Raw genomic sequence first — 20,208 nt, 5'->3', positions numbered from 1 at the left:
CCGCTCTTTATGGTTTATCAAATCCTAGCATTGTTTATTTGGAGTAGTTCCTTTGTTGCCGCTAAATACACCTTTACAATGATGGACACCATTTTGATGATCCAAGCCCGTTTATTAATGGCGGCGATTATTGTGATGCCACTCTTTTTTCGTCGTTGGAAAGGCGTGTCTAAACCGATGAGAAAACAGCTTTGGTGGCTAGGTTTTTTCAATTATACCGCGACCTTTTTGCTGGGATTCATTGGTTTAAAATATACAAGCGCGGCGAGTGCAACGACCATGATTGGATTAGAACCATTATGTGTGATTTTCATTGGGCATTTTTTCTTTCAAGATCGTGCGCAATGGTATCATTGGTTGTGTGGGGCTTTTGCCTTTTTAGGCGTGGCCATTTTAATTCTAGGCGGGCAGGGCAATGAAGGCGCAAGTGAAATTAGCTTATTGGGTTGCTCCTTAGTGGTGGCGGCAAGTATTGTGTTTGCTTGTTGCTTGCGTTGGACGAAAAAAGTGGTGGCAACGGTTTCAGCACAAGCCTATACATCCATTTCGATTGTGTTAGCAAGCATCACCATGCTGCCATTTACTTTATTGCTGACGGAAAACTGGGATATCCATTTTAACTGGCTTGGTTTCTTCGGTTTGATTTATCTCGGTGTAGTATGTAGTTGGTTTGCCTTTTGGTTGTGGAATAAAGGCTTAAATTCGGTGGATGCAAAAATCTCGGGAATTTTGACCGCACTTGAGCCGATTTTTGGTGTCTTTTTGGCAGTATTATTACTCAACGAAGAGGTTTCACTTGTTTCAGCGCTTGGGATTATCATTATTGTGGTTTCAGCCCTAGGCGTAAGCTTATTACCCAGATGGTTACATAAAGAAATTAATTAAAAGGAAAAGAAGATGGCGTGGATTCAAATTCGCTTAAATAGTACAAATGAAAAAGCTGAGAAAATTAGCGATTTTTTAGAAGAAATCGGCTCAGTTTCGGTCACATTTATGGATAGCCAAGATACACCGATTTTTGAACCACTTCCAGGCGAAACACGTTTGTGGGGAAATACGGATGTGATTGCATTATTTGATGCAGAAACCGATATGAATGAAATTGTGAGTTTGCTTAAACAAGCACATCATTTAGATGAAAACACCGCTTACAAAATTGAGCAAATCGAGGATAAAGATTGGGAACGTGAATGGATGGATAACTTCCACCCAATGCAATTTGGTCAACGTTTATGGATTTGCCCAAGCTGGCGTGAAGTGCCGGATCAAAATGCGGTTAATGTGATGCTTGATCCTGGTTTAGCTTTTGGGACAGGTACACACCCAACAACTGCACTTTGTTTAGAGTGGTTAGATGGTTTAGATTTAACAGGCAAAACAGTGATCGATTTTGGCTGTGGCTCCGGAATTCTTGCCATTGCTGCTCTTAAATTAGGGGCTAAAAATGCAATCGGTATTGATATCGATCCACAAGCAATTCTCGCCAGTCGAAATAATGCAGAACAAAATGGGGTGGCGGATCGTCTTCAACTTTTCTTATCCGATGATAAACCTGCAGATTTAAAAGCGGATGTCGTTGTGGCGAATATTCTTGCGGGGCCATTGAAAGAACTTTATCCGATTATTTCTCAACTAGTGAAAGAGAGCGGTGATCTTGGATTATCGGGTATTTTAGAAACTCAAGCAGAATCGGTATGTGATGCTTATACACAATCCTTTGATTTAGATCCTGTGGCGGTGAAAGAGGAATGGTGCCGTATTACAGGTAAATTAAAATTGGCTTAATTTCTTTTTGTCAATTAAAAAAAGTGCATTTTTTGAACAAATTTCCCTTTGCAAAAAAACGAAAAATGCGTAATATAGCACCCCTTGTCGGTTGCTATTGTGGCCTGACTTGCTGGAGATAGGACTTGTAATTGGGGATAACATAAAATGCGAATTGGTTCTTATGAATTAAAAAATCGTATTTTATTGGCACCCATGGCAGGTATCACGGATCAACCTTTTCGACGTTTATGTGCCCATTATGGCGCGGGATTAACGTTTTCAGAGATGATGTCCACCAACCCACAAGTTTGGCATACAGAGAAATCGAAACTTCGTTTAGCACATAGTGAAGAGCTAGGATTAAATGCGGTGCAAATCGCAGGTTCTGATCCTTTAGAAATGGCCCAAGCTGCAGCAATTAATGTAGCCTATGGTGCTGAAATTATCGACATCAATATGGGCTGTCCCGCAAAGAAAGTAAATCGAAAACTGGCGGGATCTGCACTGCTTCAATTTCCCGATTTAGTGGAAAAAATTTTGAAAGAGGTCGTGAATGCCGTTGATGTGCCTGTGACGTTAAAAATTCGCACAGGTTGGGATAAAGCAAATCGAAACTGTGTGCAAATCGGCAAAATTGCAGAACAATCTGGTATTCAAGCTTTAACCATTCACGGGCGGACGAAAGAATGCCTATTTGAAGGGGAAGCGGAATACGACAATATTCGAGCAGTCAAACAATCAATTTCAATTCCTGTTATTGCGAATGGTGATATTGATTCTGCCTCGAAAGCGAAAAAGGTACTTGAGTATACAGGTGCTGATGCAATAATGATCGGTCGTGCCGCACTAGGCAATCCATGGCTTTTTCAAGCCGTCGAGGCTTTAGTTGAACATGATTCGATAATTCAAACTCCAAGTTTGCGTGAAAAGTGCGGTCATATTTTGCGTCATATTCAGGAACTTCATGAGTTCTATGGTGAGCAAAAAGGCTATCGAATAGCCCGTAAGCACGTAGCTTGGTATTTACAGGGAATTCAACCCGATTCCGTTTTTAGACAGACTTTTAACGCAATTAATGAACCGAAAGAGCAGTTAATTGTGCTGGAAGATTTTTTAAATTCAATTTTGGATAAAGAAAAATGTTAGAACAACAACGTAGTCCGTCTGAAGCGTTAACCGTTTCAGTTTTAAACTCTCAATCACAAGTAACAAACAAACCATTACGTGATTCAGTAAAACAAGCTTTACGCAATTACTTATCACAATTAGATGGTCAAGATGTGAATGATCTTTACGAATTAGTATTAGCGGAAGTTGAACACCCGATGTTAGATATGATTATGCAATACACCCGCGGTAACCAAACCCGCGCAGCTAATATGCTCGGTATCAACCGTGGTACATTGCGTAAGAAATTGAAAAAATACGGTATGGGCTAATTAAAATTAGCAAAAAGAAAGGCGAACATCATGTTCGCCTTTTTATTTATTGAATGGTGAAACTAATTGGTACGCTTACTGAAGATGCAAATCCAGCAGGTTTTGGACCAACAGGTCTTGCACTTCTCACCGCTTCCAGTGCTGCGTTGTCTAAGCTTTCATCTCCAGAGGAGTTCGTTACTCGTTCTCCTGATAAGGAACCATCTGCCCCTACGCTAAAACTCACGCTCACAACACCTTGTTTACGCATCATCTTCGCTCGAGCAGGATAACGTTTGTGCCGTTCAATTTCACGTCGAATAGCTGCACGATAAGCATTTAGTTCATCCGTATTGGCGCCTGACCCACCTTGAACGCCATTTGTACCAGGTTGACCCGTAGTCGTCGCTTTAGAATTTGCCGTAGCCGTTGAATTAATATTCTTATCGCCAATCGGTAAATTCTTCGGCATTTCTACCGCTTTCTCTGCTTTTACCTCATTTTTAGGTTTTTCTTTTGGCTTCTCTTTCGGTTTTGGTTTCGGTTTTTCTATTGGTTTTTCTGGCTTTTTCTCAGGTTCTTTTTTCTTCTCAGGCTCTGGTTTCTTCGTTGGATCTGCGACAACTTCCTGTTTTTCAGGTTCCGGCTCTGCCTGTTGAGGTTCGGGTTCCGGCTCAGGAGCGGGTTCTTCCACTCTCATCCCTTGAATCATTTCCATTGATATTGTCGTGGATATTTCACCTGGAGCATTACTTGCAGCTTCACTTGGCTTATGCCAGTTCCAAAGCAATGCGCCTACAATGGCACCATGAATTAATAGAGAAATAAGCAAGCCTAATAGTGATCGTTTAGCTTGTTGGCTGTTCATTGTTTATGCCCTACTCCGACGCCTCCCACTGCTGGCGCATTTTTGCTCGAAATGCCTTTATCTTTCATCGAAACAATCGCGACATTTTTAATTTCGTTTTTCGATAACATGTCAGTAATCGTCACAAAATCTTGGAAAGAGGCGTCTGCATCAATTTTTAATGTAACTTTCTGATCTTTATTCCAACCCGCGATCTCTTTTTCAAGCGCTTCTTGCGATATAGGTTTGTCATTAAAATAAAGTTGTTTATCTGCCGTCACGGTCAATAATTTGGCTAATTCATCTGATTTGAATGCAACCGTTGAACTGGCTTTTGGCACATTGACTTGAATTTTTCCTTGAGAAATAAAGGATGCGGTGATCAACACTATCGCTAATAGCACCAACATAATGTCGATGAAAGGAATAATATTGATCTCATCAAATTTTTTCACGATTATTCCTTATCTTTTTGAGCGTTTAATACTTTCCATTTCAATAAGTTAACTTCTACTTTACGACCTAAACCGTTATAGAACATCATGGATGGAATCGCGACTAAAATACCTAGTGCGGTTGCTTTTAATGCAAGAGAGAGGTGCATCATGATTGCACCAGCATCTACGTCACCGCCAGCTTGGCCAATTTGATAGAAGGTTAATAAAATACCAATGACTGTTCCTAATAGACCGACATAAGGAGCGTTTGCGCCAACGGTTGAAATGGTCGTCATATTGCGATTTAAATCAATTTCAAGTGAATGGATATTGGAGTATTTAGCGACATTGACACGGCTTAAAAAGATAAAACGCTCAATTACAGTAGCAAGCATGATTACGCTCATAAGAAGTAAAAGCCCGATAATAATGTAATCACTATATTGTTCTAAAAACTCAAAAAGTTTTGGCATCTGATAGTCCTTTTATATGTAATAAAGAATACAAAATTAATTGATAATGAATTTCAATTAGATTGGGATTTTATCAAATGAAAAATAGAGCGTAAATATAAATTAGAAAAATGGCTATTTTTTTGACCGCACTTTGAGGTAAATCATAGAAAGTGCGGTTGTTTTGAGAGGGGATTTAAAGGGATTGCAGGTAATCTAAGACAACCTGATGATGTTCGCCTGTTTTGAATTTATCAAAAACGTGTTGAATTTTGCCTTGTTCATCAATGAGAAAGGTAATGCGATGAATACCATCATAAACACGGCCCATGAATTTCTTTTCTCCCCATACGCCAAATTGTTCTGCAACCTGGTGATCTTCATCAGAAAGTAAGGTGAAATTGAGTGCTTTTTTCTCTACAAATTGAGCCAGTTTTTTTGGTGCATCTGTGCTGATGCCTAAAATAATCACACCTAATTTTTCTAACTCGCTTTTAGCATCACGTAAACCGCAGGCTTGAGTTGTACAGCCTGGTGTTAAGGCTTTTGGATAAAAATACACGAGTACTTTTTTGCCTTTAAAGTCGCTAAGTGAAATTGGCTGATTGTCTTGATTTAAAAGGGTGAATTGCGGTGCTAAGTCACCCACTTGTAATGTTTTCATAAAAAATCCTTAAAAATGTAAAAAATGATTTGTAAATTCAAGCTATTTTAGCGATTATAACCAAATATTTTCAAATGTTATTGTTAAAACGCAAAATAGATGTAAATGGAGTACCTTATGACTACGCAAACCCCCTTATTTTCAGGCAGTATTGTTGCTTTAGTAACCCCGATGGATAACCACGGAAACATTGATTTTGAAACATTAGAAAAACTTATTGAGTTTCATATCAATGCGGGTACAGATTCGATTGTATCTGTGGGTACAACGGGAGAGTCCGCCACATTAAGTATTGAAGAAAATGTGAAAGTGATTGAAAAGACGGTTGAGTTAGCCAAAGGACGTATTCCAATTATTGCTGGCACCGGTGCAAATGCAACGAGCGAAGCCATTGTGATGACAAAATTATTACGTGATAGCGGTGTAGCCGGTTGTTTATCTGTTGTGCCTTACTACAATAAACCAACTCAAGAAGGCATGTTTCAACATTTTAAAGCGATTGCAGAATGTACGGATTTACCACAACTTCTTTATAACGTACCAGGTCGTACCGGTAGTGATATGAAACCTGAAACCGTAGCACGTTTGTCGCAAATTGAGAATATTGTGGGGATTAAAGAAGCCACAGGCGATTTAACTCGTATCACTACAATTAAAGAATTAGCCGGTAAAGATTTCATTGTGTTAAGTGGGGATGATGCTACAGGGCTAGAAGCGATGAAATTAGGTGCAGAAGGTGTCATTTCTGTGACAAATAACCTTGCTGCAAAAGACATGGCCGCGATGTGTCGCTATGCTTTAGCAGGTGATTTAGCAAAAGCGGAAGAAATTAATGCCCGCTTAATGCCTTTACACCAAGATTTATTTATTGAATCAAACCCAATTCCAGTAAAATGGGCTGCATATCGTTTAGGTTTAATTAAGACTCCGCATTTACGTTTACCACTTACTGTGTTAAGCGAAAGTGCGCAAGTAAAAGTAGAAGAAGCATTAAAAATTGCTGGCTTAATTTAATGAATTAAAGGGTTGTTTTTACAGCCCTTTAAACTTTCGGCTTTTTTATTTGTCAAAGAGCGGTTATTATTTTAATTATTTTTATTGAAGGATTTAAGGAATGAAAAAAATCGTACTGAGTTTAGTCGCGGCAGCATTATTATCGGCGTGTTCAAACAGCGTAGAAAAAATGCAGACGGCTAATGATACTTATCAAAATTCTGATCGTGAAATACCGAGCTTTTCTCCTTTAGCAAGTGGTGGTGTAACATTGCCGCAAGCGGATCCGACTTATGAACTTCCTCAGCTTAATGCGAAAAAAGAACGCGTGGATATTCGTCCGCCTTCAACACCATTAGCGATTATCAAAAATTCTTTAACACAATTTGATGGCGAACGTGCATTGATTGTTTATACGGATGCACAAGCAGAGCTTTATAACCTCAAACAAATTGAGCGTTTATTGAAAGAAGAAGGCACGAATTCGACTTTAAATGGTGCTGTATTAATTAGTGATTGGGCGCCAACGGGTCGTGCAGATGATAAAGCCAATACAGAGATCCGTTATAAAATTGAACAAGTTACGGCGCAAGATGCAAGTGCGTTAGCGGTTTCTGTAGAACAAATGCGTCGTGATGGTGTGATTTACACACCAAATCAAGCAGATAAACAGCGCTATGCATCTGATCGTTTAAATCGTTTTGTTTCGGCGCTCACTAGCGCTTATAACAAGCAACAACAAGATTTAAGTAGTGCTTCTGTAGGACCTTTCCAATCTGGTTTAATTACTGATACGAATGGCAGAATGGCATTGGGTATGGATGCAAGCTTTGGTCAAGCATGGCAACGTTTAGGTTCAGCCTTACCGAAATTAGGCTTTAAAACCACATCGGAATCTGCAGGCCGTGGTTATCGTGAATTGAAATATAAACCATTGGATAAACAAGAGTGGTTACGTTTAGGTGTGAATCCGCCTAATCTAGAAAAAGGCGTTTACCAAATGCAAATTTCTGCGGTGGGTAAACAAAGTGCGGTCGTGATCACTGATGAAGATGGTAAGGCATTACCAAATGAAGCGGCTCAATCCTTGTATTCTGCATTAAGTGTATTACTTGCACAATAATAGAAGTTGAGAAATAAAAAGTGCGGTTCAATTTGACCGCACTTTTTTATTGGAAACCGATTTATTCGGCTTTCACGCCTAAGTTACCTATTTTTACGCCGAGGTTACCGAGTGAAACCGGATCCAGATAATCTCCTAAGAATTTGAACAACTCACTTAATTCTGTAAATGAGCGTTTGATTTTTACTTGATCTTCTACTTTACGCACAAATTCATAACGCACATTTTCGCCTTCAAAATAAGCCGTGAGCGTGAGATAAATGGTTTCAAAAAAGTGGCTTTGAGCCCCTTCTTCACCCGGATCACTGATACGGACATTCCAAGTATTGTTAAATAAAACTTCTGTTTTGATTGACATATAGACTTCCTCTGTTTGTTATTTTTTATACTGAAATTGAAACGAAAAACCCGATGATAAAATTTCTGAAATCAAAAACTTTATCATCGGGCTTTTCAAACCAATTGCTCGCATATTTTGCTTTTCGTTGGTAACTGCCTTTGCCTTTACGTTTTTTCTCAACGCGTTGGCGGAATAATTTGTCATGTAATAGTGCCATCACAGCATTATCTTTCACGATTCCTTTGGCGTGTTGATAAATGGGCTGATTCTCAACCGCACTTTTTGTTTTTTTTGTCATATTTACCTCTAAAAAATTGCCGTGAAGTGTTTCACGGCAAGTTATTATAGCGAAAATGAATAGAATTACAAAATGGCGAGTACGCTTTCAGGCGGTCGTCCAATTTTAGCTTTTTTACCATTTACCACAATCGGGCGTTCTAATAAGGCTGAATTTTCACTGATGGCTTTTAATAACTCATCCTTAGTTAATGCAGGATTATCTAACCCTAATGATTGATAAAGCTCATCTTTGGTACGCATCATTTTTCTAACATCATCTAATCCTAATTTATTAGCCAGTTGCTGTAATGCTTCAACAGAGTAGTGTTGTTGCAAATAAAGTTCTATAGTTGGTTGGATACCTTTTTCTTCTAATAAAGCTAAGGTTTCACGGCTTTTTGAACAGCGCGGATTATGGTAAATCTTAACAGACATAACGTTTCCTTCTATTTTATGTTGAATGAGTGGATATAGGATTGATTTAAATTTTAACTTATAATGACAAAAAATACTTGTTTAGGAAAACTTTATGTTAGAAATGCTAAAAAATTGGTATAGCCGTCGCTTAAGCGATCCGCATGCGATGGGACTACTTGCCATTTTGTTATTTGGCTTTATTGCGATTTATTTCTTTAGTGATTTAATCGCTCCGTTGCTGATTGCCATTGTATTAGCATATTTGTTGGAAATGCCGATTAATTTTTTAACGAAAAAATTAAAATTTCCTCGAATGCTTGCCACGTTAATTATTTTTGGTGGCTTTCTAACCTTAGCGTTATTAATTTTCTTCGGGCTTGTACCAACATTATGGAATCAAACGATTTCCTTATTAAGCGATTTGCCAGCCATGTTCAATAAGTTACATGAATGGTTATTAGCCCTTCCTGAGCATTATCCTGAACTCATCGATTACACCATGATTGACACCTTTTTTAGTGCGGCTCGAGCGAAGATTTTGGGCTTTGGTGAATCTGCGGTGAAATTGTCGATTACTTCATTAATGAACCTTGTATCACTGGGTATCTATGCATTTTTAGTGCCATTAATGATGTTCTTTATGCTGAAAGATAAAACAGAACTTCTTGCTGGTGTAAGCCGATTTTTGCCTAAAAACCGTCTTTTAGCGTCTAAAGTATGGAATGAGATGCAGCAACAAATTGCGAATTATATTCATGGCAAATTGTTAGAAATTTTGATTGTTGGCGTGGTGACTTATATTATCTTTTTAAGCTTTGGTTTAAATTATCCGCTGTTACTTTCTGTTGTCGTAGGTCTCTCTGTCTTAGTCCCTTATATTGGTGCGGTATTGGTGACGATTCCCGTTGCTTTAGTCGCCATGTTCCAGTTTGGCATTTCCCCAACGTTTTGGTATTTAATTGTGGCCTTTGCGGTGAGTCAACTTCTAGATGGAAACTTGTTGGTACCGTATTTATTCTCTGAAGTCGTTAATTTACACCCTTTAGTCATCATTATTTCGGTGCTGATTTTTGGTGGATTATGGGGATTCTGGGGAGTATTCTTCGCGATTCCATTGGCAACGCTCGTCAAAGCTGTGATAAATGCATTGCCGGATTAGACAGGATTAAAACGATAAAAAGAAAGCTGACGAAAGTCAGCTTTTTTGTTCTTTTAATTTCTGGATATCCAGAATTTCGACACAGTCTGTTGTCCCCTCTTTAATACGCCATTTAATATTAAATTCGTACAGACTAATACCGTAAATACGATCGGTTTCTTTACCTTGTTGATAAGCCGGGCGGGGATCTTGTGCGATCACTTCCGTAATAAAACGAGCTAAGTGCGGTCGATTTTTGTGATATTTTTCAACTGCGCTTTGGGCGATTTCTGTAAATTCTACGTTTAATTTTGCAGGTGGTTTTTCTTGTGCAAAACTTGATTTTGCCTCAGGTTCGCTATCAGCATAGGCAATATAAGGTTTAATATCAAAAATAGGTGTGCCATCGACAAGATCCACGGAGCCCAAATGCAGAAAAACACGTCCATGAATACATTCCACTTGGCGTAATTCAACTTTGGATAAGCCTAGCGGATTAGGACGATGCGTAGCGCGTGAAGCAAATACACCGACACGTTGATTGCCGCCTAAACGAGGGGGACGAACAGTGGATTGCCATTTTCCATGTGGCACTTTGTCGAATTGGAAAATAAGCCAAAGATGGCTAAATTGCTCTAAGCCTCTCACTGCCTCTGGCGAATTATAAGGGGGGAGCAGTTCCACAATACCAATGCCATCCTGTACTAAATCTGGCTGTCGTGGTACTGAGAATTTTTCTTTGTAAGGGGTGTGAATCACCGCAATTGGGTGAAGAGTCAGTGTTAAATCATTCATAAAAAGGCAATTTCCGTGTAAAATACGCTCTTTATTGTAATCAAAAGTGCGGTCAAAAAAAATGACAAATCATAAATTGAAAATGTGGTGGGAAACCGCTCGCCCAAAAACCTTGCCTTTGGCATTAGCTTCTATTTTTACCGGCTCTGCATTGGCATATTGGGCGGATAAAGAGAGTTTTAATCTTACCGTAATGTTACTTTGCTTACTTACTACTATTTTATTGCAAGTACTTTCTAACTTTGCTAACGATTACGGCGATCATCAAAAAGGGTCAGATACCGAAGAACGTATTGGACCTTTACGTGGTATTCAGCAAGGTGCAATTTCTGCGAATGAGCTTAAATGGGGCTTAATTTTAATGGCGGTAGGTTCATTTTTCTCCGGCGCATTCTTAATTGGTATCGCATATCAAAGTCTGACTGATTTATTGGTCTTTGCTGGTTTGGGTATTCTTGCCATTATTGCTGCCATTACTTATACCGTAGGCGCGAAACCTTATGGTTATTTAGGTTTAGGCGATTTGTCTGTTTTGCTCTTTTTTGGACTATTAGGTGTGGGTGGAACTTATTATCTCCAAACTCACAGCATTGATAGCTTAATTATTTTACCTGCGTTAGGCTCAGGTTTATTAGCAACAGCCGTTTTAAATATCAATAATTTACGTGATATTGAGCAAGATGCGAAAGTAGGGAAAAATACTCTGGTTGTGCGTATTGGCCCGAAGAAAGGACGTATTTATCATTGTATTTTATTAAGCGTTGCCGCTTTATGTTATGTGCTATTTGCGGCCTCAACAGCATTCAGCCCTTGGCATTTCTTATTTTTATTGGCATTTCCATTGTTATTAAAACACGCATTATTTGTTTATCGCAGCAAAGAGCCCGCAGTGTTGCGTCCGATGTTGGCACAGATGTCAATGATTTCTTTATTTATCAATATCTTGTTTAGTTTAGGCTTGCTTATCGGCTAAATCGGCTTATACTAGAGAAAAAATTTTAACGACAAGGGGTATATTATGTATATCGATACTTCAGAACTTTGTGATATTTATGCTGATCAAGTAGATGTGGTTGAGCCAATTTTTTCTAGCTTTGGTGGCGTCAGCAATTTCTACGGTAAAGTGACGACAGTAAAATGTTTTGAAAATAATGGATTAATTGCCAAGATTCTTGAAGAAAATGGAGAAGGCAGAGTGCTTGTCGTAGATGGTGGTGGTGCAGTTCGCCGTGCTTTAATTGATGCTGAGCTTGCACAACTTGCCGCAGATAATGACTGGGCGGGTATCATTGTTTATGGTGCAGTGCGTCAAATTCAACAACTTGAAAATATTGATATTGGTATTCATGCGCTTGCCCCAATTCCAGTTGGTGCAGATGAAAATAATCATGGTGAAAGTGATCTTCCTGTGAATTTTGGTGGTGTAACATTCTTCCCTGAAGATTATATTTATGCCGATTTAACAGGTATCATTCTTTCACAGGAAGCATTAGATTTAGAAGACGTCGAAGAAGAATAATTTTGAAATTATTGACCTTTTTAAAGTGCGGTTAGAAATAACCGCACTTTTTTTGTTAAAATTTTTTTGAACAAGATCACATTTTAGACATTTGTTAGTTGAAAGTTTGTAACATTCATTTAACATCGAAAATAGTTCATTTGTAATCAGTTTGGAGGGACTCATGAACGAAACAAACACAACTAAAAATTATAAAAGTGGGATTATCTTTCTGCTGGCGATAGCCTGTTTTTTTATCTTATTAAAATCTTTACCTTTCGCACCTAAGGAAAATGCTGGTTTAGCATTATTAGCCTTTGTGGCGATTCTTTGGTTAACTGAGGCATTGCATGTCACAGTAACCGCTCTGTTGGTGCCATTACTTGCGATTGCACTTGATTTGGTGACAACTAAGCAAGCTTTAGTCGCGTTTGCCGATCCAACTATTTTCTTATTCTTTGGTGGATTTGCTTTAGCAACAGCATTGCATATGCAAAAGCTTGATAAAATGATTGCTAATAAAATCATGGCGATGGCCCGTGGTAATTTATTTGTAGCTATTATGTATCTTTTCTCAATTACCGCTTTCCTTTCTATGTGGATGAGTAATACAGCAACAGCAGCTATGATGTTGCCTCTAGCGATGGGGATCTTAAGCAAACTTGATAAAGAAAAAGAACATAATACTTATGTCTTCGTATTATTAGGGATTGCATATAGTGCGAGTATTGGTGGTATGGGTACATTAGTAGGTAGTCCACCAAATGCTATCGTTGCAAGTAACTTACATTTAACCTTCTCTGATTGGTTATGGTATGGCTTACCAATTATGCTCATTTTGATGCCGTTGATGATTGGTACACTTTTCATTGTCTTTAAACCAAAACTTAATTTACATTTTGAACAAAACTTTGAACGTATTGAAATGAATGGCCAACGCGTTTTAACGCTTGTCATTTTTGGTGTTATTGCGCTTTGTTGGGTATTTAGTAGTTATATTAATCCAATCATTTCAGGTGTATTTGGTCTTGCTAAAAATATCGGTAGTTTTGATAGCGTCGTCGCATTACTTGCGGCTGTCATTATTTGTTCAACCGGTGTGGCAAATTGGAAACAAATCCAAGAAAGCACTGACTGGGGCGTATTGATGCTTTTCGGGGGCGGTTTAACCTTGAGTGCGGTGTTAAAAGATTCGGGCGCAAGTAAAGTGTTAGCTGACGGTATTGTATTCTTAGTTCAAGGACAACATTACTACCTCATCGGTTTATTGGTCGCAACCTTCATTATTTTCTTAACTGAATTTACTTCCAATACGGCAAGTGCGGCGTTATTAGTACCAATCTTTATTTCTATCGCACAATCTCTCGGTATGCCGGAAATTGGTCTTGCGTTAATTATCGGTTTAGGTGCATCTTGTGCCTTCATGTTACCAGTGGCGACACCGCCAAATGCAATCGTATTTGGTACAGGTGAGGTTCGCCAAAGCGATATGGTTAAAGCTGGATTTATCTTAAATATTGTGTGTATACTCGTTATCGCGACAATAGGATATTATTTCTGGTTGAATTAATCATATAAAGAAAAGGGCGTGTTGGATATTCAACACGCCCTTTTATTATTTCAGTAAAGATTATTCATCTTTATTTGATTTATCCTCTTCTTCTACTTCAATCTCAACTTCATCTGCTTTATCTGCTGCGCCGTTGATTGTTAAGCAAATCTCGCTAGAAATTAAATGCTCTAAGATTGTTGCTAGTTCGTGTAATTTTTCTTTGTCATCATCGAAATAACCTTCTTCTTTTAAGTTAGCAATGAAGGCTGAGAATACCGCTTTATCAAAGAACTCTGGTGCGTTAATACCGTGTAATACAGAAAGACGCTGTGCCACTAATTGGCTTTCTTTTTCTAATAAGCCACGAGCAATTCCAGGATCTCTACGTAAAATACTCACAGTGATGTAGTAACGTTGTAAGATTTCACGCATACCGGCAGACCAAAGTTGTAAAATACGAACTTTAGCGCGGTGGATAGATAATAAATTATCATTGGCTTGGATAACTTCTTGACGTGCGAATTCATCAATAATGGCTTTAATTTGTGTATCTAATTCTTCTTCAGTGAAATGAAGGAAGAGTTCGCCTTTTAAGAATGGATAAATTTTACGTACTGCATCCAATAATAAATCTTTTTGGATTGCTTCATAATGTAAAACGATACTCGCAACAAGTGAAGGCAACACAAATAAGTGTTGAATATTGTTGCGGTAATACGTCATGAGAACAGCAGAATTACGTTCTAAACGAATAATTTCCCCAAAGTTATCTTTTTCAACTAGCACGCCAACACGATCTAAACTTAATACATGATCAAGCATCGCTTTTGGTGTATCAGTTGGCAGTACCACATCAGTAGAATACGGTACATTCTTTAACATTTCTTGATAACTAGAGAGTTGTTCTAATAGTTGCTCATGAGAAAGTGCACGCTGACGAGAAGAGAGGAGGGCAGTTCCCACTAAATTCATCGCATTAACAGCAGCGGCTTTATTAATATTTACCATCACTTGATTAGATACAGATCCAACTGCATGGTTAAACCAGTGTGGCTTATCTTCATGATGTTGTTCTTTCCATTCTGGATAATGGTGATTGAGGTAATTGGAAAGCGTGATTGGTTCACCGAAATTCACAAACCCCTGACCTAAATTACGCAATTTTTTAATCACACGTAAAACTAAGCCAGCATTTTCTTTTTCTTTTGCGGCACCACGTAATTCTTTCGCGTAAGTATCTACTTCTAATACGTGTTCATAACCGATATATACTGGCACCACAGAAATTGGACGAGTTTGGTTATGTTGAAGCGCTTGTAGTGTCATTGACATCATACCGGTTTTCGGTGCAAGCAAGCGACCTGTACGAGAACGACCACCTTCAATGAAGTATTCGACGGAATAACCGCGGTGGAATAATTCCCCTAAATATTCACGGAAAATCGCAGAGTAAAGTCGGTTACCTTTAAAGGTACGGCGAATAAAAAATGCCCCCCAGCTACGGAATAAAGGACCCGCTGGCCAGAAGTTTAAGTTGATTCCTGCTGCAATATGTGGAGGTACAAGACCTTGGTGATAGAGTACATAAGAAAGCAATAAATAGTCAATGTGGCTACGGTGACAAGGCACATAAACAATCTCATGACCTTCTAGTGCAAGTTTACGCACTCGGTCTGCATTTTGTACATCAATACCAGAATACAGTTTGTTCCATAACCAACGTAAGAAACGATCCGCTGCACGAAGGCTAGAATGACTTACATTCGCTGCAATTTCATGAAGAATTTTTTCGGCTTCAGCATAGGCTTTCTCACGGCTGATATTTTTTGATTTTGCCTCATCTTCAATCGCATTTTGAATTGCTTGAGAATTTAAGAGTTTATTAAACATCGCTTCGCGGTTTGGCAAACGAGGTCCAGTCGCGGAAATGCGTTGTTTAGCAAAGTGCATTTTAGCCACGCGAGCCAGTTTTTGTGCAATTTTTTCATCTGAACCGTGCTCATTTACCATGTAACGCAAAGAAAGTGCCTGAGAAAAACGCACAAAAGTATCACGTCCAAACCAAATTGCCGCAAAGGTTTTTTGAAGACCATTTAATAAGCGAAGATTAGGTAAGCTTGCTTTATCTTCTTTACCTGGTGAACGCCCCCAAAGCACAGAAACAGGGATCAGTTGTACATCTAAATCAGCAACATCACGGTGCAACTCTAAATATTTATTGAAGACTTTGACAGTTTCATCTTTTGCGCCTTTTGATTTAAAAAAGCGGCGACCTTCGTCTAAATAGACATAACGCGGTAATGCTATTCCATCAATCACATTTTTTTCAGCCGGATCAGGCAAACCTACACTCAAACAGTTACGACGGAAAATCACGAAGTCAGTTTGAGAGGTATAAGGTAAAACGTAAAGAATGGGTTGATTGATATTGAGTTGAAGCTCTTCGATGGGTTGAGCGGGAATAGGATTATTTTTTACTAGAACCGAAAGCGGTAATTCTAATAATTTACGATAAGTACTTACGATGCCAGACATAATTAAAATTCTCTTTTTGTTAGACATTTCTAGGTATTGTCTGGCATTTTAACACATTCGACCAGTCAAATTCTAAAAATTTACATTGAGATTTATGATGAATACGCAAAAATATGAAAAAAATTGACCGCACTTTTATGACTAGAAAATAGTTGTTGCAATCGCCATCTTTCTGTATATACTAACAGTTATTCTGTATAAAGTAACAGGAGTGTATATGAGACCATTAACTGCCAGACAACAAGAAGTGCTGGAACTCTTAAAACGCCATTTAGAAACCACGGGTATGCCGCCTACTCGTGCAGAAATTTCTCGTGAATTAGGCTTTAAATCCCCTAATGCGGCAGAAGAACACTTAAAAGCACTTGCCCGCAAAGGTGCAATTGAAATTGTTGCGGGGGCTTCTCGCGGTATTCGCATTATTGATGATAGTGCAAATGATGAGGAAGAAGAGGGCTTACCACTCATTGGTCGTGTGGCCGCTGGGGAGCCAATTTTGGCTGAGCAACACATTGAAGGCACTTATCGTGTTGATGCCAATATGTTTAAACCACAAGCTGACTTTTTATTAAAAGTGTATGGCCAATCCATGAAAGATATCGGTATTTTAGATGGTGATCTTCTTGCTGTTCATAGTACAAAAGATGTGAGAAATGGACAGATTGTTGTTGCCCGAATTGAAGATGAAGTAACAGTAAAACGCTTAGAGCGCAAAGGTTCAGTTATTTATCTGCATGCAGAAAATGAAGAGTTTCAGCCGATTGTCGTTAATCTTGAAGAACAACCTCATTTTGAAATTGAAGGGATTGCAGTAGGGATCATTCGTAATAACGCCTGGATGTAATGATGAAAGTGCGGTGAGAAAATAAAGTGTTTTGTGACCGCACTTTGTCTCTTATGGCTATTTGCCATTCGGCTTATTGCTCTCTATAATGCCAAAAAATTTTCAAATCAAGGAAGGAAACATGCAGTTTTCCAAAATGCATGGCCTTGGCAATGACTTTGTCGTTGTTGATGCTGTGACGCAAAATGCCTATTTTACTCCTGAAACCATTAAACGCTTAGCCGATCGTCATCGTGGTATTGGTTTTGATCAGCTTTTAATTGTTGAGCCACCTTATGATCCAGATTTAGATTTCCATTATCGTATTTTCAATGCGGATGGCAGTGAAGTGTCGCAATGTGGAAACGGGGCAAGATGTTTTGCGCGTTTTGTCACCTTAAAAGGGTTGACCAATAAAAAGGATATTGCAGTAAGCACGCAAAAAGGAAAGATGGTTTTAACGGTAAAAGAAGATGGGCAAATTCGCGTCAATATGGGCGAGCCGATTTGGGAACCCAATAAAATTCCTTTTACTGCCAATAAATTTGAAAAAAACTATATTCTGCGTACCGATGTTCAAACGGTGCTTTGTGGTGCAGTATCAATGGGCAATCCACATTGTGTTGTTCAAGTGGACGATATTGAAACGGCCAATGTAGCAGAGTTAGGTCCACTCTTAGAAAGCCACGAACGTTTTCCTGAAAGGGTAAACGCTGGATTTATGCAAGTCGTCAATCGTAACCACATTAAGTTGCGTGTATATGAACGTGGTGCAGGTGAGACACAAGCTTGTGGCAGTGGGGCTTGTGCAGCAGCGGCAGTAGGAATGATGCAAGGTTTACTTGATAATAAAGTACAAGTTGATTTACCTGGTGGTAGCTTGCTTATTGAGTGGGAAGGCGTAGGCTCACCGCTTTATATGACTGGCGATGCGACTCATATCTATGATGGCAACATTCACCTTTAATCTTTTCTAATCTGAAGAAAAAATGCGTGGAGATTATCCACGCATTTTTTATTTATTGTTCAACTTCCACATCACGCTGATTTAATGGTTGCGTTGGACGGTTGTTTTTCCCTTCCATTTCTTCTATCGCGGCAATTTGTGCTTTGCTTGCTTGAATTGGTGATTTAAAAATGGTCCAAGCCACGTTTTCACTACAAGGTGGAGTTGTGAGTGATCCATTTAAGCGGAAGCGTGCCATCTCTTTTGGTATTAGCGCTTTAATATCAATCTGTTGAGCCAATTTTTCTTTTTGTCCAACGGTGAGTTTTTTCTCAACTACCAGTGCTAATGCTGGATTCGCTTCGCCTTCATTGACCATTACGGCAACAACTGCCAAAGCTTTATCTTCACTTTGATGGACAAAATGAATTTCTAAAGGATAATGTTGGCGTTTAAAAGTATGTTCACTCGGTGTGTGAAAGTGAAATTGTTTTAAATAAAATGGTTTGTTGTTGAGCGTAATAAATGGTGCATTTTCTTGTGCAACGCTAACTTGCACGGTATGTCCATTGTTTTCTACTTGATACTCCGCAGGGAAGTAATTCATCTTAAGTGGTTTATTTGCCACTTTCATGCCGTTATCTGCTTCCAGATTAACAGGCGACTGAACTTTCCCTAGCTTACAGGTTTGATATTCGGTGAGCAAATCACCCCAATGTTCAGGGCTTTCTTTTCCATTATAAGACCAATGCGCTTTATGCGTTTGGGCAAATGATGTTGCGCTTAATGCGATAAGTAAGCTAGAAAGCAATAGACGAGTCTTCATAAGGCACCTCTCCTTTTTTGTGGTATATGCCTCATCGATTCTACTGATTCTGTATGATAGCTTTTTGATTTTGGTCAAGTTTTGTTTGAGTGTAAGCACTCATCGTACGAGTGGGGGTAATGCTAAAAAAGCCGTCTATTTTGACCGCACTTTTTTAGCTCTGACAGAGTCGCTCTCTCAGATCTTCTGCCGTTTTGCTGGTTTTAATTCGCTCAAAAACGATGTCTGCTTCAGGATATTCTTTATTGAGATAGCGTAGCCATTGTTTGATTCGGGCAACATGATAAAAACCGGAATCATGGAAATTTTCCATTTCTGCATATTTTTGCAAGATTTTTTGAATATCTTCCCAAGGCATTTTTTCGCAGTTTTGTTTAAGTACAAGGCTTAAGTTTGGGATATTTAATGCCCCACGCCCGACCATTAGATCTTCGCAACCTGTTGCTTTCAAACATGCTTGACCATCTTCCCAACGCCAAATTTCACCATTAGCAATTACAGGGATCGCTAAGCGAGATCTCACTTCACCGATTTTTTCCCAATTGATGCGATCGGCACAATAGCCATCAGCTTTGGTTCTACCGTGAATGGTGATTTCAGTGGCGCCACCTTGTTGTACCGCGTCGGCAATTTCAAACGCTTGTGAAGTGCAATCCCAGCCTAATCGCACTTTCACACTGACAGGTAAATGACTAGGTACGGTTTTTCGTAAGGCTAGGGTCGCTTGATAAATTAATTCAGGTTGTTTGAGTAGAGCTGCGCCTCCGTTGCTCCCATTAACGGTTTTGGATGGGCAGCCACAATTTAAATCAATACCATGTGAGCCAAGCTCAATGGCTCGATGGGCATTTTCAGCAAGACAGTTCGGATGTTGACCTAAAAGTTGGACACGAACGGGCGTTTTAGAAGGTGTAAGGCCCTGATTCTTGAGTTCAGGGCAAAGACGATAAAAGACTTTTTCAGGTAATAGTTGATCCACCACACGGACAAATTCGGTGATGCAGAGATCGTATTCATTCACTTCGGTTAAAAGCTGGCGAACAAAAGGATCAAGCACCCCTTGCATGGGGGCGAGAATAACACGCACTATTTCCAGCCTTTCACTTTACAAATTAAATCGTAAGCGGCTTGGATTTGTTGCGCTTTTTCTTTAGCCATTTCCATCATTTCTGGCGGTAAGCCTTTCGCGACTAATTTATCTGGGTGATGCTCATTCATTAAACGACGATATGCACGTTTTACGGCATTGCGATCATCGTTTTCACTCACACCCAATACTTTATAGGCATCGCTTAATGTAGGGCCTGAAGATTGTTGGTAACCACCTTGTTGGTATTGGTAGCCACCTTGCTGTTGAT

Annotated in this window: 24 protein-coding genes; 12 read left to right on the top strand and 12 right to left on the bottom strand. The window is 39.2% G+C overall.

The window, feature by feature from the left end; translation table 11 throughout:
* Positions 1 to 9: 9 nt before the first annotated feature.
* The 4 genes from HMPREF2732_RS05505 to fis all read left to right on the top strand — a co-directional run bounded on the left by HMPREF2732_RS05505 (position 10) and on the right by fis (position 3,206).
* Positions 10 to 885, top strand: a complete 876-nt coding sequence (locus tag HMPREF2732_RS05505; protein WP_070591843.1) for a DMT family transporter — start codon at positions 10 to 12, stop codon at positions 883 to 885.
* 12 nt (positions 886 to 897) lie between these two features.
* Positions 898 to 1,785: a 50S ribosomal protein L11 methyltransferase gene (gene prmA, locus HMPREF2732_RS05500; protein WP_070591839.1), complete on the top strand. Its 888-nt coding sequence runs from the start codon at positions 898 to 900 to the stop codon at positions 1,783 to 1,785.
* Between the two features lie 147 nt (positions 1,786 to 1,932).
* A complete protein-coding gene (dusB, locus tag HMPREF2732_RS05495) occupies positions 1,933 to 2,913 on the top strand; it encodes a tRNA dihydrouridine synthase DusB (protein ID WP_070591835.1) in 981 nt (326 codons plus the stop codon).
* Positions 2,907 to 3,206: a DNA-binding transcriptional regulator Fis gene (gene fis, locus HMPREF2732_RS05490; protein WP_005696908.1), complete on the top strand. Its 300-nt coding sequence runs from the start codon at positions 2,907 to 2,909 to the stop codon at positions 3,204 to 3,206. Before dusB ends, fis begins: the two co-directional genes overlap by 7 nt.
* A 46-nt stretch (positions 3,207 to 3,252) precedes the next feature.
* On the opposite strand, the gene HMPREF2732_RS05485 is transcribed toward fis, so the two are convergent.
* The 4 genes from HMPREF2732_RS05485 to bcp form a co-directional block, all read right to left on the bottom strand.
* Positions 3,253 to 4,053 (bottom strand): energy transducer TonB, encoded by an 801-nt coding sequence (locus HMPREF2732_RS05485; protein WP_070591829.1) that lies wholly within the window; start codon positions 4,051 to 4,053, stop codon positions 3,253 to 3,255.
* Positions 4,050 to 4,487, bottom strand: a complete 438-nt coding sequence (gene exbD, locus HMPREF2732_RS05480) for a TonB system transport protein ExbD (protein WP_070591826.1) — start codon at positions 4,485 to 4,487, stop codon at positions 4,050 to 4,052. Before exbD ends, HMPREF2732_RS05485 begins: the two co-directional genes overlap by 4 nt.
* 2 nt (positions 4,488 to 4,489) lie before the next feature.
* Entirely contained in the window at positions 4,490 to 4,942 is a 453-nt protein-coding gene (gene exbB, locus HMPREF2732_RS05475) for a TonB-system energizer ExbB (protein WP_070591822.1), read from the bottom strand.
* 175 nt (positions 4,943 to 5,117) lie between these two features.
* Positions 5,118 to 5,585 (bottom strand): thioredoxin-dependent thiol peroxidase, encoded by a 468-nt coding sequence (gene bcp / locus HMPREF2732_RS05470; protein ID WP_070591821.1) that lies wholly within the window; start codon positions 5,583 to 5,585, stop codon positions 5,118 to 5,120.
* A gap of 117 nt (positions 5,586 to 5,702) precedes the next feature.
* Between bcp and dapA the strand changes: the two genes are divergently transcribed.
* Both dapA and bamC read left to right on the top strand, forming a co-directional pair.
* The gene (dapA, locus tag HMPREF2732_RS05465) at positions 5,703 to 6,599 is read left to right on the top strand and encodes a 4-hydroxy-tetrahydrodipicolinate synthase (RefSeq protein WP_070591818.1); all 897 of its coding nucleotides are present in this window, start codon (positions 5,703 to 5,705) and stop codon (positions 6,597 to 6,599) included.
* Between the two features lie 100 nt (positions 6,600 to 6,699).
* Positions 6,700 to 7,701 carry an outer membrane protein assembly factor BamC gene (gene bamC / locus HMPREF2732_RS05460; RefSeq protein ID WP_070591814.1) on the top strand — a complete coding sequence of 334 codons (1,002 nt, stop codon included), beginning with the start codon at positions 6,700 to 6,702 and terminating at the stop codon, positions 7,699 to 7,701.
* 61 nt (positions 7,702 to 7,762) lie between these two features.
* Here bamC and HMPREF2732_RS05455 read toward each other — a convergent pair whose 3' ends face one another.
* The 3 genes from HMPREF2732_RS05455 to arsC form a co-directional block, all read right to left on the bottom strand.
* Complete coding sequence (locus tag HMPREF2732_RS05455) at positions 7,763 to 8,059, bottom strand: DUF5377 family protein (protein ID WP_049365297.1); 297 nt, start codon at positions 8,057 to 8,059, stop codon at positions 7,763 to 7,765.
* 25 nt (positions 8,060 to 8,084) lie between these two features.
* Positions 8,085 to 8,339 carry an alternative ribosome-rescue factor A gene (locus HMPREF2732_RS05450; protein WP_070591812.1) on the bottom strand — a complete coding sequence of 85 codons (255 nt, stop codon included), beginning with the start codon at positions 8,337 to 8,339 and terminating at the stop codon, positions 8,085 to 8,087.
* 65 nt (positions 8,340 to 8,404) lie between these two features.
* Entirely contained in the window at positions 8,405 to 8,755 is a 351-nt protein-coding gene (arsC, locus tag HMPREF2732_RS05445) for an arsenate reductase (glutaredoxin) (protein WP_070591810.1), read from the bottom strand.
* Between the two features lie 94 nt (positions 8,756 to 8,849).
* Between arsC and HMPREF2732_RS05440 the strand changes: the two genes are divergently transcribed.
* Positions 8,850 to 9,896 (top strand): AI-2E family transporter, encoded by a 1,047-nt coding sequence (locus tag HMPREF2732_RS05440; RefSeq protein ID WP_070591808.1) that lies wholly within the window; start codon positions 8,850 to 8,852, stop codon positions 9,894 to 9,896.
* Between the two features lie 36 nt (positions 9,897 to 9,932).
* Here the strand turns inward: HMPREF2732_RS05440 and tsaA are convergent, their stop codons facing one another.
* The gene (gene tsaA, locus HMPREF2732_RS05435) at positions 9,933 to 10,670 is read right to left on the bottom strand and encodes a tRNA (N6-threonylcarbamoyladenosine(37)-N6)-methyltransferase TrmO (RefSeq protein ID WP_049365301.1); all 738 of its coding nucleotides are present in this window, start codon (positions 10,668 to 10,670) and stop codon (positions 9,933 to 9,935) included.
* Between the two features lie 61 nt (positions 10,671 to 10,731).
* Between tsaA and HMPREF2732_RS05430 the strand changes: the two genes are divergently transcribed.
* The 3 genes from HMPREF2732_RS05430 to HMPREF2732_RS05420 all read left to right on the top strand — a co-directional run bounded on the left by HMPREF2732_RS05430 (position 10,732) and on the right by HMPREF2732_RS05420 (position 13,738).
* Positions 10,732 to 11,643, top strand: coding sequence for a 1,4-dihydroxy-2-naphthoate polyprenyltransferase (locus HMPREF2732_RS05430; RefSeq protein ID WP_070591806.1), 912 nt, complete (start codon positions 10,732 to 10,734; stop codon positions 11,641 to 11,643).
* A 45-nt stretch (positions 11,644 to 11,688) separates the two neighbouring features.
* Positions 11,689 to 12,189, top strand: a complete 501-nt coding sequence (gene rraA, locus HMPREF2732_RS05425) for a ribonuclease E activity regulator RraA (protein WP_070591803.1) — start codon at positions 11,689 to 11,691, stop codon at positions 12,187 to 12,189.
* Between the two features lie 163 nt (positions 12,190 to 12,352).
* On the top strand, positions 12,353 to 13,738 hold the full coding sequence (locus tag HMPREF2732_RS05420; protein ID WP_070591801.1) for a DASS family sodium-coupled anion symporter: 1,386 nt from the start codon (positions 12,353 to 12,355) through the stop codon (positions 13,736 to 13,738).
* A gap of 60 nt (positions 13,739 to 13,798) precedes the next feature.
* Here HMPREF2732_RS05420 and plsB read toward each other — a convergent pair whose 3' ends face one another.
* Complete coding sequence (gene plsB, locus HMPREF2732_RS05415) at positions 13,799 to 16,255, bottom strand: glycerol-3-phosphate 1-O-acyltransferase PlsB (RefSeq protein WP_070591799.1); 2,457 nt, start codon at positions 16,253 to 16,255, stop codon at positions 13,799 to 13,801.
* 217 nt (positions 16,256 to 16,472) lie between these two features.
* Between plsB and lexA the strand changes: the two genes are divergently transcribed.
* Both lexA and dapF read left to right on the top strand, forming a co-directional pair.
* A complete protein-coding gene (gene lexA, locus HMPREF2732_RS05410) occupies positions 16,473 to 17,099 on the top strand; it encodes a transcriptional repressor LexA (RefSeq protein WP_005698192.1) in 627 nt (208 codons plus the stop codon).
* Positions 17,100 to 17,220: 121 nt separating this feature from the next.
* The gene (dapF, locus tag HMPREF2732_RS05405) at positions 17,221 to 18,045 is read left to right on the top strand and encodes a diaminopimelate epimerase (RefSeq protein WP_049384453.1); all 825 of its coding nucleotides are present in this window, start codon (positions 17,221 to 17,223) and stop codon (positions 18,043 to 18,045) included.
* Positions 18,046 to 18,097: 52 nt separating this feature from the next.
* Here the strand turns inward: dapF and HMPREF2732_RS05400 are convergent, their stop codons facing one another.
* The 3 genes from HMPREF2732_RS05400 to HMPREF2732_RS05390 form a co-directional block, all read right to left on the bottom strand.
* Entirely contained in the window at positions 18,098 to 18,850 is a 753-nt protein-coding gene (locus HMPREF2732_RS05400; protein ID WP_070591797.1) for a carbonic anhydrase, read from the bottom strand.
* A 154-nt stretch (positions 18,851 to 19,004) separates the two neighbouring features.
* Positions 19,005 to 19,937, bottom strand: coding sequence for a tRNA dihydrouridine(16) synthase DusC (dusC, locus tag HMPREF2732_RS05395; protein WP_070591794.1), 933 nt, complete (start codon positions 19,935 to 19,937; stop codon positions 19,005 to 19,007).
* A partial coding sequence (locus HMPREF2732_RS05390; protein ID WP_186821530.1) for a DnaJ domain-containing protein occupies positions 19,937 to 20,208 on the bottom strand: 272 nt, incomplete at its 5' end. The genes HMPREF2732_RS05390 and dusC, both read right to left, overlap by 1 nt.

The sequence above is a fragment of the Haemophilus sp. HMSC061E01 genome (assembly GCF_001810345.1).
Taxonomy (GTDB): domain Bacteria; phylum Pseudomonadota; class Gammaproteobacteria; order Enterobacterales; family Pasteurellaceae; genus Haemophilus_D.
The sequence above is the reverse complement of the archived record's forward strand: the minus strand, read 5'-3'. Positions and strand labels throughout refer to the sequence as shown.